This is a genomic window from Variovorax sp. RCC_210 (assembly GCF_041355175.1).
Classification (GTDB): Bacteria; Pseudomonadota; Gammaproteobacteria; order Burkholderiales; family Burkholderiaceae_C; genus Variovorax.
In genome coordinates this window covers 115,574-130,207 of record NZ_JBFUPJ010000017.1, presented here as the reverse complement: position 1 = coordinate 130,207, position 14,634 = coordinate 115,574, and the positions used below count along the sequence as shown (strand labels likewise).

The following is a 14,634-nucleotide window of genomic DNA, read 5'->3' as shown; positions in this document are numbered from 1 at the left end:
ATGACCCAAAACCAACTCGACAAGAAATCCGAAGCCTGGTCGGCCCTGTTCTCCGAACCCATGAGCGACCTCGTGAAGCGCTACACGTCCAGCGTGTTCTTCGACAAGCGCCTGTGGCAGGCCGACATCCAGGGCTCGCTGGCCCATGCCGGCATGCTCGCCGCGCAGGGAATCATCGGCGTGCAGGACCACGCCGCGATCGAACGCGGGATGGCGCAGATTCGCGCCGAAATCGACTCGGGCGCCTTCGAGTGGAAGCTCGACCTCGAAGACGTGCACCTGAACATCGAGGCCCGCCTGACCCAGCTGGTCGGCGACGCCGGCAAGCGCCTGCACACCGGGCGCAGCCGCAACGACCAGGTCGCCACCGACGTGCGCCTGTGGCTGCGCGGCGAAATCGACCTCATCGGCGACCTGCTGGTCGAGCTGCAGAAGGCGCTGGTGGACATCGCCGAGAAGAACGTCGACGTGATCCTTCCCGGCTTCACCCACCTGCAGGTGGCGCAGCCGGTGAGCTTCGGCCACCACATGCTGGCGTACGTGGAAATGTTCAGCCGCGACGCCGAGCGCATGGGCGAAGTGCGCCGCCGCGTCAACCGCCTGCCGCTGGGCGCCGCCGCGCTGGCCGGCACCAGCTACCCGCTGGACCGCGAGCTGGTCGCCAGGACCCTGGGCATGGACGGCGTGTGCCAGAACAGCCTGGACGCCGTGAGCGACCGCGACTTCGCCATCGAATTCACCGCCGCGGCCAGCCTGTGCATGGTGCACATCAGCCGCATGAGCGAAGAGCTCATCCTGTGGATGAGCCAGAACTTCAGCTTCATCCAGATCGCCGACCGCTTCACCACGGGCTCGTCGATCATGCCGCAGAAGAAGAACCCCGACGTGCCCGAGCTGGCGCGCGGCAAGACCGGTCGCGTGGTCGGCCACCTGATGGCGCTCATCACGCTCATGAAGGGCCAGCCGCTGGCCTACAACAAGGACAACCAGGAAGACAAGGAGCCGCTGTTCGACACCGTCGACACGCTCAAGGACACCCTGCGCATCTTTGCCGAGATGATCGGCGGCATCACCGTGAAGCCCGAGGCCATGGAGGCCGCCGCGCTGCGCGGCTACGCCACCGCCACCGACCTGGCCGACTACCTGGTGAAGAAGGGCCTGCCCTTCCGCGACGCGCACGAAACCGTGGCCCACGCCGTGAAGGCCGCCACCTCGCACAAGGTCGACCTGGCCGAGCTGCCGCTGGCCGTGCTGCAGCAGTTCAACCCGAGCATCGAGAAGGACGTGTACGACGTGCTGAGCCTGCGCGGCTCGCTGAACGCGCGCAACATCCTGGGCGGCACCGCGCCGGCGCAGGTGAAGGCGCAAGTGGCGCGCCACCGCGCCCGCCTCGGCTGATCAGCTGCGCAGCTGAACCACTGACCGACCGACAGCGACCGAAGCCGCGCCGTGTTCTACGCCATCCCGCTCGAGAACAGGCCGAGCTGGCGCAACCCGCCGTGGATGACGGTGCTGCTCATCCTGCTGAACATGGTCGTGTTCTGGGGGCCGCAGCGCAGCGAGGACAGCGCGCGCGAGCGCGCCGCCCGGTACTACGTGACCAGCGTGCTGCCCCAGCTGGAACTGCCGCCCTTCGTGGAATGGCTCGAAAAGAGCGACCCGAAGCGCGGCAAGATCGCGCGGCGCATGCTGCCGCACGACGAGGCCTACCCGCAACTGCTCGAAGGGCTGCAGAACGACAAGAAGTTCCTGGCGCGGCTGCAGGCCGAGCAGGTCGTCACGCCCGCGAACCCGCAGTACGGCGAGTGGAAGCGCGACCGCCAGCAGTACGAGGCCCTGCTGCCCGCGCCGTTCACCGCGCGCTGGTCGCAGGACTACACGAAGGACGCCGAGTTCAAGCCCTGGACCTGGATCACCAACGCGTTCCTGCACGGCAGCACCGGCCACCTGCTGGGCAACATGCTGTTCCTGTTCCTGTTCGGCTTTTCGGTGGAACTGGCACTGGGCCGCGGCACCTACCTGGCGTTCTACCTGCTGGGCGCGGTGGGTGCCTCGATGCTGGCGGGCTGGGCCTATGCCGGCAAGGACGGCTACGGCCTGGGCGCCTCGGGCGCCATCTCGGCGCTGATGGGCATGTACGCGGTGATGTACCGGCTCAAGCGCATCCGCTTCTTCTACCAGCTGTTCTTCTATTTCAACTACGTCACCGCGCCGGCCCTGCTGCTGCTGCCGGCGTGGATCGTCAACGAGCTGATGCAGCACTGGCTGGGCGGCCAGGGCATCGCCTACATGGCCCACCTGGGCGGCCTGCTGACCGGCGCGGCGCTGATGACCGCCGCCCTGCTGCTGCGCCGCGTGCAGGCGCCCGAGGCGGTGGCGGGCCCCGAGCCCGATCGCTTCGACGAGCACGTGGCCGCGGCGCAGAAACACGGCGCGGCCATGCGCTTCGACAAGGCCTGCGCCGAGTGGCGCGCCGCCGCCGCGCTGCGCCCCGGCGACACCGACACCCTGCGCGCCTGGTTCAACACCGCGCGCCTGCAGCCCGCGAGCGACGACTTCCACCACGCCGCGCGCCGCATTTTCCGCCTGCCCGCCACCGAGCCGAACACGCTGGCGCTGCAACACGCCAGCTACAAGACCTACCTCGACCAGGCCAAGCCCGGCGCGCGGCTGAAGCCCGACGACATGGCCCGGCTGGCGCGCCGCTTCGCGCGCATTCGCCAGTTCGACGACGCCGACCGGCTCTGCGCCATCCTGCTGAAGACCGCGCCCGAGCACCCCGAGCTGGCCGACACGCTCTCGGTGTGCGCCAACGGCCTGCTGCATGCGGGCCAGCGCGAGAAGGCCATCGGGCTGCTGCCGCACCTGCTGCGGCTCGCGCCCAACGACATGGTCACGCGCGCGCTGCAGCGCGCCTGACGGCGGCACGGCGGCGGCCGTCAACCCGCACCCTGTCACGGGGCTGTCACGCCAACCCGGCGCCAACCTTCGCACTCCCTCGTGCCACCTTCTCGTCGTGGCACCGCAATTGCAGTAAACCGCGTGTAAAGCCGCCCCCAGCCCCCGCCGCCTCGTTGAACTTGAGGCCGCTCACCTGCTCCATCCGGGGGCCTCGCCCCCATTTCCCTACTTCCATAACCTGTCTGATGCCTGACCACACCCCCTCCCGCTTCGCCCTGCTGTTCACGGCCCTGGCCCTCGCCGCGCTCGCAGGTTGCTCGCGCACCAGCGTGGAGACGCCCGGCACGTCGAAAGCAGCCGCCGCACCAGAAAAGGAAGTCGGCACCGTCACCCTGAAGCACGAGACGCTGGCGCTCAGCACCGAGCTGCCCGGGCGCACCATGGCACCGGTCATCGCCGAGATCCGCCCGCAGGTCGGCGGCATCCTGAAGGAGCGCCTGTTCACCGAGGGCTCGCAGGTCAAGGCCGGCCAGGTGCTCTACCAGCTCGACCCGGCGCCGCTGCAGGCCGCGCACGCCAGCGCGCAGGCCAGCGTGCGCAAGGCCGAGTCGGCCCTGGCCACCTCGCGCACCGTGGCCCGGCGCAACGCCGAGCTGGTGAAGATCGACGCCATCAGCCGCCAGGTGTTCGACGAGTCGCAGGCCAACGAGCAGCAGGCCGAGGCCGACCTCGCCGTGGCGCGCGCGGCCGAGCAGACCGCGCGCATCCAGCTGGGCTACACGCGCATCACCTCGCCGATCACGGGCTGGGCGGAGCTGTCGAGCGTCACGCCCGGCGCGCTGGTCACGGCCAACCAGGCGGCGGTGATGACCACCGTGCAGCAGCTCGACCCGATTCATGTGCACGTGACGCAGTCGAGCAGCGAGCTGCTGCGCCTGAAGCGCGAGCTCGCCAGCGGCCGCCTGCAGCGCGCCAGCGACGCCGAAGCCCGCATCCAGCTGGTGCTGGAAGACGGCAGCAAGTACCCGCACGCCGGGCGCCTCACCTTCAGCGGCGTCACGGTCGATGCCGGCACCGGCAGCGTCACGCTGCGCGCCGTGGTTCCCAACCCCGACAAGCTGCTCATGCCCGGCATGTACGTGCGCGCCGTGCTGCAGGAAGGCGTGAACGCCACCGCGCTGCTGGTGCCGCAGCAGGCCGTGACGCGCGCGCCCGACGGCAGCGCCTCGGCGCTGGTGATCGACGGCGAGAGCAAGGTCGCCAAGCGCGCCATCCATGTGGGCCGCGCGGTCGGCACGCGCTGGCAGGTGCTCGACGGCCTGGCCGCGGGCGACCGCGTGATGACCGAGGGCTCGCAGCGCGCGAAGGTGGGCGACAAGGTGAAGGTGGTCGACCTGGGCGCCAAGGCTGCCACTGGTCCCGTGGCCAGCGCAAAGCTCGATACGGCCGATCCAGCCGATCCGGCCGATGCGGCCGGCGCCGCCCCCGCCCCCGTGGCGCGCTGAGGACCGAGCGACATGGCGCAGTTCTTCATCGACCGACCCATCTTCGCGTGGGTGCTCTCCATCGTCGTCATGCTGGCGGGGCTCATGGCCATCCGCACGCTGCCGCTGGAGCAATACCCCGACATCGCGCCGCCGCGCGTGTCCATCAACGCCACCTACACGGGCGCCTCCGCCAAGACGGTGGAAGACTCGGTCACCCAGGTCATCGAGCAGCAGCTCAAGGGGCTGGACAACCTGCTGTACATGCAGTCGACCAGCAACTCGTCAGGCGTGGCGCGGCTGTCGCTCACCTTCAACGCGGGCACCAGCATCGACGTGGCGCAGATGCAGGTGCAGAACAAGCTGCAGCAGGCCATGTCGCGCCTGCCGCAGCAGGTGCAAAGCCGCGGCGTCACCGTGACCAAGGGCGGCAACGACTTCCTGATGATCGTGTCGATGTACTCCGGCGACGGCAGCGCCTCGGCGGTGGACGTGGGCGACTACATCTCCAGCAACCTGGTGGACATCATCAGCCGCATCGACGGCGTGGGCGAGGTGCAGACGCTGGGCACCGGCTACGCCATGCGCCTGTGGCTGGACCCCGACAAGCTGCGCAAGTACGCGCTGATGCCTTCGGACGTGAACAGCGCCATCACCGCGCAGAACGCGCAGGTGTCGGCCGGCCAGCTGGGCGCGCTGCCGGCCAGCGCGCAGCAGCAGCTCACCGCCACCATCACCGCGCGCAGCAAGCTGAAGACGGTGGAGCAGTTCGAGAACGTGGTGCTGCGCGTGACGCCCGACGGCGCCGTGGTGCGCCTGAAGGACGTGGCGCGCGTGGAGCTGGGCGCCGAGAACCTCACCGTGCGCTCGCAGCTCGACGGCCGCCCCGGCGCGGGCCTGGGCGTGGTGCTGGCCGACGGCGCCAACGCGGTGCAGGTGGCCGAGGCCGTGAAGGCCAAGGTCGAGGAACTGAAGCCGCTGTTCCCCAACCAGCTGCAGACCTTCGTGAGCTACGACACCACGCCCTTCGTGAGCGCCTCCATCGACGAGGTGGTCAAGGCGCTGGTGGAGGCCATGCTGCTGGTGGTGCTGGTGATGTACGTGTTTTTGCAGAACCTGCGCGCCACGCTCATCCCGGCCATCGCGGTGCCGGTGGTGCTGCTGGGCACCTTCGGCGTGCTGTCGATGGCGGGCTACTCCATCAACACGTTGACCATGTTCGGCATGGTGCTGGCCATCGGCCTGCTGGTGGACGACGCCATCGTGGTGGTGGAGAACGTCGAGCGCGTGATGCACGAGGAGGGCCTGTCGCCCAAGGAGGCCACGCGCAAGTCGATGGCCGAGATCACGCCCGCGCTGGTCGGCATTGCGCTGGTGCTGTCGGCGGTGTTCATTCCCATGGCCTTCTTCGGCGGCTCCACGGGCGTGATCTACCGGCAGTTCTCGATCACCATCGTCTCGGCGATGGCGCTGTCGGTGTTCGTGGCGCTCACGCTCACGCCGGCGCTGTGCGCCACGCTGCTCAAGCCGGTGCGCAAGGGCGCGCATGGCGAACACGCCGCGCCGCGCCGCGGCCTGCTGGGCCGGGTCGACCGCTTCTTCGCGGCCTTCAACCGCGGCTTCGACCGAAGCGCCGACCGCTACGAAGGCATCGTCGGCGGCATCGTGCGGCGCGGCAAGCGCAGCATGGTGGTGTACCTGCTGATCGCGGGCGTGATGGCGCTGCTGTTCATGCGGCTGCCCACCTCCTTCCTGCCCGATGAAGACCAGGCCTTCCTGCAGGTGCAGGTAACGCTGCCGCCGGGCGCGTCGAACGCGCGGCTGCAGCCGGTGGTCGAGCAGGTGCAGCAGTACTTCGGCAAGCAGGACGAGGTGCTGAGCGTGAACGTCATCACCGGGCAGAACGGCGACCAGAGCTCGGCGCGCGCCTTCGTCAAGCTGAAGGACTGGGCCGAGCGCACGGGCAAGGGCCAGTCGGCCGCCGAGCTGACGCGGCGCGCCAACAAGGACCTGTCGACCATCCGCGACGCGCGCATCTTCGTGCTGCTGCCGCCGGCGGTGCGCGGGCTGGGCGCCAACGCGGGCTTCAACTTTCACTTGAAGGACATCAACGGCCTGGGCCACGACGCGCTGGTGAAGGCGCGCGACCAGGCCATCGAGCTGCTGGGCAAGCGGCCCGAAGTGGTCAATGTGCGCAGCAACAACCTGGACGACACGCCCGAGTTCGCGGTGGACATCGACGACGCGCGTGCCGGCGCGCTGAGCCTGGCCACGTCGGACATCGACAGCACGCTGTCGAGCGCCATGGGCGGCACCTACATCAACGACTTCCTGGACAAGGGCCGCGTGAAGCGCGTGTACATGCAGGGCGACACCGACTTCCGCATGCTGCCGGCGGACATCGACCGCTGGAGCGTGCGCAACAGCCTGGGGCAGATGGTGCCCTTCCCCGCGTTCTCCAGCTCGCGCTGGAGCTACGGCTCGCCGCAGCTGCAGCGCTACAACGGCAGCCCGAGCTACGAGTTCGTGGGCGACGCGGCGCCGGGCGTGAGCTCGGGCGACGCCATGGCCGCGGTGGACGAGGTGATGAAGCAGATGCCGCCGGGCATCGGCTACGAATGGACCGGTGCCTCCTACCAGGAGCGGCTGTCGGGTGCGCAGGCGCCGATGCTGTACGCCATTTCGATCCTGTTCGTGTTCCTGTGCCTGGCCGCGCTGTACGAGAGCTGGTCGGTGCCGTTCTCGGTGATCCTGGTGGTGCCGCTGGGCATCGTGGGGGCGCTGCTGTTCACGAGCTTCCGGGGGTTGAGCAACGACGTGTACTTCCAGGTCGGGCTGCTGACCACGGTGGGGCTGTCGTCGAAGAACGCGATTCTCATCGTGGAGTTCGCCAAGCAGCTGCAGGAGCAGGGCAAGGGCGTGGTCGAGGCCACGCTGCAGGCGGTGCGCCTGCGGCTGCGGCCCATCTTGATGACCTCGCTGGCCTTCGGCTTCGGCGTGCTGCCGCTGGCCATCGGCACCGGCGCGGGCGCGGGCGGACGCCAGTCGATCGGCACCGCGGTGCTGGGCGGCATGGTGGTGGGCACGGCGCTGGGCATCTTCTTCGTGCCGCTGTTCTTCGCGTTGATTCGCGGATGGCTGGCGGGGCGGCAAAAGCCAGCGAAAACGGAGGCCGTCACCGAACACGCGGCAGACCGCGCGGCGGAACAGGGAGGCCACTGATGAAGCGCGCACTCCCCTTGTCCCTGCGTCCCCGCCTGCCGCTTCGCTCGGTCGCGCTCGCGGCCTTTGCATCGGCCGTGCTCGCGGGCTGCGTGAACCTCGCACCCGACTACGTGGCGCCGGCTTCGCCCGTGCCGCAGGCCCTGCCCGCTTCGGGCGTGCAGGCAAGTACCCCGGCCGCGCCGGTCGATGTCGGCTGGCGCAGCTTCTTCGTCGACACCAGGCTACAGGGCACCATCGAACTCGCGCTCGCCAACAACCGCGACCTGCGCGTGGCGGCGTTGAACATCGAGCGTGCGCGCGCCCAGTACGGCATTGCGCGCGCCGGCCTGTTCCCGACGGTGGACGCGAGCGCGGGCGGCAGCCGCTCGCGCACGCCGGGCAGCCTGTCGAACAGCGGCGAGCCCCGCATCGCCTCGCAATACAGCGCCGACCTGGGCCTGACGAGCTACGAGCTCGACCTGTTCGGCCGCGTGCGCAACCTGAACGAAGCGGCGCTGCAAAGCTACTTCCAGACCGAAGCCACGCAGCGCAGCACGCAGATCAGCCTGGTCGCGGCCGTGGCCACCGCCTGGCTGCAGCTGGCCGCCGACGAGCAGCGCCTGCAGCTCGCGCGCGGCACGCTCGACAGCCAGCGCAAGTCCTTCGAACTCATCGAGCGCAGCCACCGGCTCGGCGCGCAGTCGGGCCTGGCGCTGGCGCAGGCGCAAAGCACGGTCGATGCCGCGCGCGCCGACGCCGCGGCCTTCGACAGCCAGGTCGAGCAGGACCGCAACGCGCTGGCGCTTCTGGTCGGCGCCACGCCGCCGGCGGAGTTGCTGCCGGTGGTGCCTGCGGCCGGCGCAGCAAGCACCGACGAACCGGCCATCACCGCACAGTTGCTGGTGCCCCCGCCCGACCTGCCCTCCAGCGTGCTGCAGCAACGCCCCGACGTGCTGGCCGCCGAGCATGCGCTGCGCGCGAGCAATGCCGACATCGGCGCGGCGCGCGCGGCGTTCTTTCCGCGCATTGCGCTCACGGCCTCGGCGGGCACGGCGAGCAGCACGCTGTCGGGCCTGTTCACCAGCGGCAGCAAGGCGTGGAGCTTCGCGCCTTCGGTCAGCGTGCCGATCTTCGACGGCGGCGCCAACCGCGCGAACCTGGGCGTGGCGCAGGCGCAGCAGAAGATCCAGGTCGCCACCTATGAAAAGGCGGTGCAGACGGCCTTCCGCGAAGTGGCCGACGCACTGGCCGAGCGGCGCACGCTGGCCGAGCGGCTGGCCGCGCAGCGCTCGCTGCTGGGCGCCACCTCGCGCAGCTTCGAGCTGTCGCAGTCGCTGTTTCGCAGCGGCGCCAGCAACTACCTCGACGTGCTCGACGCGCAGCGCGCGTACTACGCGGCGCAGCAGAGCCTCATCAGCCTGCAGCTCACCGAGCAGACCAACCGGCTGGCGATCTACAAGGCGCTGGGCGGGGGCTGGAAGGAAAGCTAGGGGGCTGTGGACGAGGTAGGCGTGGCAGGCGCAGGGGGCGCGCTGGCAGCGGTGTCGGCCGCCGGGCTCGCAGGCATGGGCCGCAGCAGCCAGCGCACTTCCTGCGTCTGCTCGCTGTTCGGATAGCGCGCCTCCATCGTGCTCAGGATGGGCTGCGCCATGTCGGCGCGGCCCAGGCCCTGCACCAGCGCGCGCGCGGCCAGCTCGTAGGCCTGCGGAATCGTCTCGTGGCCGCGAAAGCGCTTGTCGAACCCCGACAGCAGCGCCAGCGTGGCGTGGGCGTCGCCGCCGCGCCACTCGGCGCGCGCCATGGCGATGACCATGGCCGCGTCGTCGAGCGAGAAGGCCTTGTCCTTTTCCTTGCAGGCCTTGAAGACCTTCAGCGCCTCGGAAGTCAGGTCGCGCCGCATCAGCAGCGGAACGAAGCGCCGCGCGTGGTCGAGCAGCGTGTCCTTCTTGTCGGGCATGAGCGCCAGCACGCGGTGGTAGCGGCGCTGCGCGGCCAGGTCGTCCGAGGCGGCGGTGCGCTGCGCCTCGTAGGCGATGCCCAGCGCGGCGGGCAGGTCGCCCTCGGTCACCAGCTGCGCCACCTCGGCGTCGGTGCGCTGCGCCGCGATCTGCTCGGGCGTTCGGCGCTCCACCGGGCCGCCGCCGTCGATCTCGCTGCCCGCCACCGCGTCGAAGCCGAAGGCCTCGTGGTGCTGGAACATCACATAGCCCAGCAGGCTGGCCATGGCCCAGCCGAAGTAAATGAAGGCGAAGTTGACGATCGGCAGCACGATGCGCCCGTCGAACATCGGCAGCACCAGCGACAGCGCCACCTGCGCGCCCGTGCTCAGCAGGAACAGGAAGAAGCACAGCAGCGCGTACGGCCAGCCGATGGTGCGCATCGTCTCCATCACGTAGCCCGGGTTCATCGCCTGGAAGAAGCTGCCCGACTGCACCAGCACGATCACCGCCGCCGGGAAGGTGAACGACATGACGAACAGGCCCACCGTGCCCAGGATGGGCGCGTAGTACGCGAGCCACCCGATGAGGAAGGCCTGCGCCAGCGAAATGGCGAACAGCTTCCACGGCAGGTAGGTCCACTCGTCGCTGGACTCGCGCCCGAAGTCGGCCGAGTCGCGGATGCCGCGCGCGCCCAGCGCGATCACCTTGAAGCCGTAGCGGCTGGCCGCCAGCATGATGCCGATCTCGATCAGCACCAGCGCCAGCGCGTCGGGCAGGAAGAAGATGCCCTCGAACAGCAGGCTGCAGAACGACAGGATGAGCCCGTACGCCAGCGGCCGCAGCTGGAACGGAAAGGCGAAGAAGCTGTTCAGGCGGTGCCAGAACGGCGGTGGGGGCGGCAACGAATCCCGGATGGCGAGCATGGCGGCGCCTGCTTTCTCTGTGGAGTGCGGAGGGTGTGGAGGGGGCCGGATTGGCGTGATCGGCGGGATTACTTGCGGAAGAAGTCGCTCTGGCTCATGGCGCCGCGCCCGCCCAGGCGCACCACGGTGCTGTCCTCGGCGTGCACCAGGCGCATCTGGCCGAGTTCGCGCTCCAGGCGCTGGTGGAAGCTGGTCTTCAGCTGCAGGGCCGATTCGCCCATCTTCAGCACGTTGGTGCCCTTGACGACGGCGCTCTTGCGGTCGGGGGCGACCTCGACGGAATCGATGTGGTAGTCGTACTCCACTGCCAGGATGCTGCCGGTGCGCTCGGTCACCTGCTGCAGGTTCTCGAAGGTCTTGTGCACGCCGCGGCAGGCGCTGTCGCGGTCGTGGGTGGTCGACTCGGTGCGGCCCATGACGGTGGTGCTGCTCTCTATCACCACCTTGCGGCTGAGCTGCTTGCACAGCCGGTCGGCGTCGCGCGCGGCGATGGCGCGGGCCTCGTTCTGGTAGTAGTCGCGCACCATCGGCTCGTCGAGCTTGCGGCCGCCCACGAAGAAATACCAGGCGCCCACGCAGAGCGCCAAGACGATCGCAATTTGCTTCATTCCTTCTCACCCGCGCTGGTGCGCCCCTCGTTTTGCGGCGCAGTATACGTTTACAACTTGTGTTTGCGAATGTTTCTGAAGGTGAGCTATTGGCGGCTTGAATCCGGGCGGCGGGACAGCCCGTATATCTGGCATGCGCACCGATGCCCGACAATCCGCGGATGACTGCACCCAGCCCCGACGCCGAACTGATGGCGCTGATCGACCGGATCGGCCATCGCGACGAAGCCGCCCTGCGCCAGCTCTACGACCGCACCTCACCCAAGCTCATGGGCCTGGCGATGCGCGTCGTGCGGCAGCGCGAGTGGGCCGAGGACGTACTCCAGGAAGCCTTTTTGACGGTCTGGCGAGTCGCCGGCGACTATCGCTCCTCGCTCAGCCCGCCGCTGGCGTGGCTGGGGCTGATCGTGCGCAGCCGGGCGCTCGACCTGTTGCGCCGGCGCACCGCCGACCGGGCGCAGCTGACCCAGGAATTCGACGAGCTCATGGCCGACCAGATGGAGTCGGACGCCCCCAACCCGATCGACACGGCCGATGCCAGCGAGCAGGCCTGGGCGCTGCACCAGTGCCTGGCCCAGCTCGAGGGCCGGCAACGCGAAGTGGTGAGCCTGGCCTACCTGCGCGAGATGAGCCACGGCGAACTGGCCGAGCAGCTGAAGCTGCCGCTGGGCACCGTCAAGACATGGATCCGGCGCGGGCTGGAAAAACTTCGCGTCTGCATGGGACGCTTCGCTTGAGGGTGACGAAGAAGACAGGCCTGCCATGAAACTCACTGCCCACCCCGAACTGCTAGAAATACTTGCCGCCAGCCACGCGCTCGGCACCCTGCGCGGCGGCGCCCGCCGCCGCTTCGAATCCATGGCGCGCGAACAGGCGCCGGTGCGCGCCGCGGCGCTGGTCTGGCAAGGCCGGCTCGCGAGCATGACCGAGCTGCAACCCTCTGTGGTGCCCGACCCCGCCGTGTGGACGCGCATCCGCAACATGATCGACGCCGAGCAGGCGAAGGTCGCCATCGAGCGCCAGCGCGACGCCGCCAACGCCCGCGATGCCGCCAAGCCGCAACCCGGCGGCTGGCTGCGCAGCCTGGCGCTGTGGCGCGGCGCCACGGCCGCCGGCGCGCTGGCCACCGTGCTGGCCGTGGTGGTCGGCCTCAACCTGCGCGACCAGCTGCAGAACGCGCCGGTGGTGCAGTACGTGGCCGTGCTGTCCGACGACCAGTCGGCCGCCTCGATGCTGGTGACCTTCGACCCGAAAAAGAAGCAGCTGTCGCTGCAGCGCGTGGGCAGCTACAGCGAAGGCGACGACAAGTCGCTGCAGCTGTGGGCCCTGGCGCCCGGCGCCGCGCCGCGCTCGCTCGGCGTGATGGACAAGGCCCCGGCGCTGCGCCTGGCCGCCTCTCAATCCGATGTGCAGGCCGTGCCGACCCTGGCCGTCACGCTCGAAGCCAAGGGCGGCGTGCCGCCGGGCAGCGGGCCCAAAGGCCCGGTCGTGTTCAAGGGCGCCCTCATCGAGAAGACAATCTAGGCTTTCATGCCGCCACGGCGCCGCGAGGCGCCGTGAGAGAAACCCGCCTTGTCCTTCGCCTTTTCGCCCCGTTCGATGCCTTCGATAAAGACCGCGTTCGCTGCGCTCTCCAAGGTCGCCACCTTCGCGCTGCTCACCGCGGCGCTCGGCGCGCACGCGCAGTCTTCCTCCTTCTTTCCGCAGGAAGCCGAGACAGCCGCCGCCGAGGCCGCCCTGGCCCGCGACTACCTCGCCGCCAAGGAGCGCTGGCACAACGAGCTGGCCGCCTTCGCGCGCGCCGACCAGGAGCGCTTTCCGTCGCCCGGCGGCGTGGTGTTCGTCGGCAGCTCCACGGTGCGCATGTGGACGCGCCTGCAGCAAGACTTTCCGCGCGTGCCCGGCGGCGTGGTCAACCGCGGCTTCGGCGGCTCCACGCTGAACGACTGCAGCCTGTTCGCGCGCGACCTCGTGGTGCGCTACAAGCCGCGCCAGGTGGTGGTGTACGCGGGCGACAACGACCTGGCCGAAGGCCGCACGCCGCTGCAGGTGCTCGACAGCTTCGCGCGCTTTGCCAACGCGGTGCGCGCAGAGCTGCCCGACACGCGCATCAGCTTCGTGTCGGTCAAGCCGAGCCCTTCGCGCGAGCAGCTGCTGCCGCAGATCCGCGAGACCAACCACGTGGTGTCGGCCTACCTCAACCTGCTGCCCAACAGCGAGTACATCGACATCTACACGCCCATGCTCGGCGCCGACGGCCGCCCGCGCATGGAGCTGTTCCGTGGCGACAAGCTGCACATGACCGACGAAGGCTACCGGCTGTGGCACGCGGTGATCGCGCCGCACCTGCCGAGCATCGCGCCGGCACCGACGGCCTCGCTGCCCTGACGGGGCCGAGCCGGGCCGGGCTCGAGCCTGCGTTCAGGCTCAAGCTCTTGCAGGTTCCGTCGGCACGTCGTCCGCCGGCGGTGGCACATCGGCCCCGCGCGTGAACCGTGCCACGAAGTACATCCCCGCGAACACCGCCACCAGCAGCAGCGCGTCACCCCACCAGGGCCGCGCCGTCTGGCTGTCGCCGTAGAAGGCCAGCACCAGCAGCACCGCCACCAGGTGCGCGCAGAACACCGGCAACGAGGCCGAGCCCATCGCCTCCAGCCAGCGCAGCCGCGGAATGCGGCGCATCAGCCACGGGCCGAAGCGCACCGCCACGATGCCCAGCGCCACCAGGTTCACCAGCCGCAACGGGCCGAGCTGCCACTTGTCGAACAGCAGGTTCAGTTCCACGTCGCCACCGAAGGGCGCCTGCCCGTTGATGCCGTGGTGGCGCCAGTACAGGCCGTACAGCGCAATGCCGGCGGCCAGCGCCAGCAGCCACGGCGGAAAGCGCAGCGGCTTCGCGTCGGGCCCGCTGCGCGTCGCGCCGATGCACAGCCCCGAAAACCACAAAAACTGCCAGGCGTAGGTGTTGAACGCGCCCATCTCGTGGAACGGCACCGGCACGCCCAGGTAGTGCACGGCCAGCCCGTAGACCCACTCGCTCAGGCCGAACTGCGCCGCTCCCCACACGACGGCGCTCGCCGCCATCACCCAGGTCCAGCCGTGGCGCATGGCAAAGGCCAGCACCCAGGGGCTCAGCAGCATGAAAAAGATGTACATCGGCAAGATGTCGAGCAGCGCCGGCTCGTAGACCAGCAGCAGCCCGAACAGGAAGCCGTCGCGCGGCTCGGCCAGGTAGTAGGACACCAGGTTCTTCACCGCCGGCTGGTCGATGTGCAGGCCCACCGCCGCGATCACCGTGAACAGGAACAGCAGGATGGCCGCCTGGCAGAGGTACACCTTCACCACGCGCCGCCAGAAGGCCTGGCGCATCGAGTCGACCCCGCGCGCGAAGCCGATGCGGCTGTACACCAGCCCCGCCACGAAGGCCGACAGCAGCACGAAGCCTTCGGCGGCGGAGACAAAACCGAAGGGCTGGCCCAGCGGGTCGGTCAGCCGCGTGGGCAGGTGGGTGACGGTCATCAGCACGAGCATCAGCCCGCGCAAGGCGTCTATTTCCCAGTAGCGTTTCATCGGT

General features: G+C 69.5%; 11 protein-coding genes. 8 read left to right on the top strand and 3 right to left on the bottom strand.

Annotated features, from left to right (window positions below; all coding sequences use genetic code 11):
• The 5 genes from argH (at position 1) to AB6807_RS33525 (ending at position 9,079) form a co-directional block, all read left to right on the top strand.
• The gene (gene argH, locus AB6807_RS33545; RefSeq protein WP_116908306.1) at positions 1 to 1,398 is read left to right on the top strand and encodes an argininosuccinate lyase; all 1,398 of its coding nucleotides are present in this window, start codon (positions 1 to 3) and stop codon (positions 1,396 to 1,398) included.
• A 51-nt stretch (positions 1,399 to 1,449) separates the two neighbouring features.
• Positions 1,450 to 2,919 (top strand): rhomboid family intramembrane serine protease, encoded by a 1,470-nt coding sequence (locus tag AB6807_RS33540; RefSeq protein ID WP_371087946.1) that lies wholly within the window; start codon positions 1,450 to 1,452, stop codon positions 2,917 to 2,919.
• A gap of 227 nt (positions 2,920 to 3,146) precedes the next feature.
• Positions 3,147 to 4,406, top strand: coding sequence for an efflux RND transporter periplasmic adaptor subunit (locus tag AB6807_RS33535; RefSeq protein WP_371087945.1), 1,260 nt, complete (start codon positions 3,147 to 3,149; stop codon positions 4,404 to 4,406).
• 12 nt (positions 4,407 to 4,418) lie between these two features.
• Positions 4,419 to 7,607: an efflux RND transporter permease subunit gene (locus AB6807_RS33530; protein WP_371087944.1), complete on the top strand. Its 3,189-nt coding sequence runs from the start codon at positions 4,419 to 4,421 to the stop codon at positions 7,605 to 7,607.
• The gene (locus AB6807_RS33525) at positions 7,607 to 9,079 is read left to right on the top strand and encodes an efflux transporter outer membrane subunit (RefSeq protein WP_371087943.1); all 1,473 of its coding nucleotides are present in this window, start codon (positions 7,607 to 7,609) and stop codon (positions 9,077 to 9,079) included. The genes AB6807_RS33530 and AB6807_RS33525 overlap by 1 nt, the downstream gene beginning before the upstream one ends.
• Here AB6807_RS33525 and AB6807_RS33520 read toward each other — a convergent pair.
• Positions 9,076 to 10,452, bottom strand: a complete 1,377-nt coding sequence (locus AB6807_RS33520; RefSeq protein ID WP_371087942.1) for a tol-pal system YbgF family protein — start codon at positions 10,450 to 10,452, stop codon at positions 9,076 to 9,078. The two genes, AB6807_RS33525 and AB6807_RS33520, sit on opposite strands and share 4 nt — an antisense overlap.
• 68 nt (positions 10,453 to 10,520) lie before the next feature.
• Positions 10,521 to 11,060 (bottom strand): hypothetical protein, encoded by a 540-nt coding sequence (locus AB6807_RS33515; protein ID WP_371087941.1) that lies wholly within the window; start codon positions 11,058 to 11,060, stop codon positions 10,521 to 10,523.
• A 161-nt stretch (positions 11,061 to 11,221) separates the two neighbouring features.
• Here AB6807_RS33515 and AB6807_RS33510 point away from each other — a divergent pair, with 161 nt between their 5' ends.
• From AB6807_RS33510 to AB6807_RS33500, 3 genes are all read left to right on the top strand, one after another.
• On the top strand, positions 11,222 to 11,797 hold the full coding sequence (locus tag AB6807_RS33510; protein WP_286512992.1) for an RNA polymerase sigma factor: 576 nt from the start codon (positions 11,222 to 11,224) through the stop codon (positions 11,795 to 11,797).
• 25 nt (positions 11,798 to 11,822) lie between these two features.
• Positions 11,823 to 12,584, top strand: a complete 762-nt coding sequence (locus AB6807_RS33505) for an anti-sigma factor domain-containing protein (protein ID WP_116908314.1) — start codon at positions 11,823 to 11,825, stop codon at positions 12,582 to 12,584.
• A gap of 75 nt (positions 12,585 to 12,659) precedes the next feature.
• On the top strand, positions 12,660 to 13,448 hold the full coding sequence (locus AB6807_RS33500; RefSeq protein WP_371087940.1) for an SGNH/GDSL hydrolase family protein: 789 nt from the start codon (positions 12,660 to 12,662) through the stop codon (positions 13,446 to 13,448).
• A gap of 39 nt (positions 13,449 to 13,487) precedes the next feature.
• Here AB6807_RS33500 and opgC read toward each other — a convergent pair whose 3' ends face one another.
• Entirely contained in the window at positions 13,488 to 14,630 is a 1,143-nt protein-coding gene (gene opgC, locus AB6807_RS33495; RefSeq protein WP_371087939.1) for an OpgC domain-containing protein, read from the bottom strand.
• Positions 14,631 to 14,634: the final 4 nt, after the last annotated feature.

Excerpts from the sequence above, each read along its gene's own strand:
- AB6807_RS33525 (WP_371087943.1), top strand. The coding sequence starts at position 7,607 with ATGAAGCGCGCACTCCCCTTGTCCCTGCGTCCCCGCCTGCCGCTTCGC.
- AB6807_RS33535 (WP_371087945.1), top strand. The coding sequence starts at position 3,147 with ATGCCTGACCACACCCCCTCCCGCTTCGCCCTGCTGTTCACGGCCCTG.
- AB6807_RS33515 (WP_371087941.1), bottom strand. The coding sequence starts at position 11,060 with ATGAAGCAAATTGCGATCGTCTTGGCGCTCTGCGTGGGCGCCTGGTAT.
- AB6807_RS33510 (WP_286512992.1), top strand. The coding sequence starts at position 11,222 with ATGACTGCACCCAGCCCCGACGCCGAACTGATGGCGCTGATCGACCGG.
- AB6807_RS33530 (WP_371087944.1), top strand. The coding sequence starts at position 4,419 with ATGGCGCAGTTCTTCATCGACCGACCCATCTTCGCGTGGGTGCTCTCC.
- argH (WP_116908306.1), top strand. The coding sequence starts at position 1 with ATGACCCAAAACCAACTCGACAAGAAATCCGAAGCCTGGTCGGCCCTG.
- opgC (WP_371087939.1), bottom strand. The coding sequence starts at position 14,630 with ATGAAACGCTACTGGGAAATAGACGCCTTGCGCGGGCTGATGCTCGTG.
- AB6807_RS33500 (WP_371087940.1), top strand. The coding sequence starts at position 12,660 with ATGCCTTCGATAAAGACCGCGTTCGCTGCGCTCTCCAAGGTCGCCACC.
- AB6807_RS33520 (WP_371087942.1), bottom strand. The coding sequence starts at position 10,452 with ATGCTCGCCATCCGGGATTCGTTGCCGCCCCCACCGCCGTTCTGGCAC.
- AB6807_RS33505 (WP_116908314.1), top strand. The coding sequence starts at position 11,823 with ATGAAACTCACTGCCCACCCCGAACTGCTAGAAATACTTGCCGCCAGC.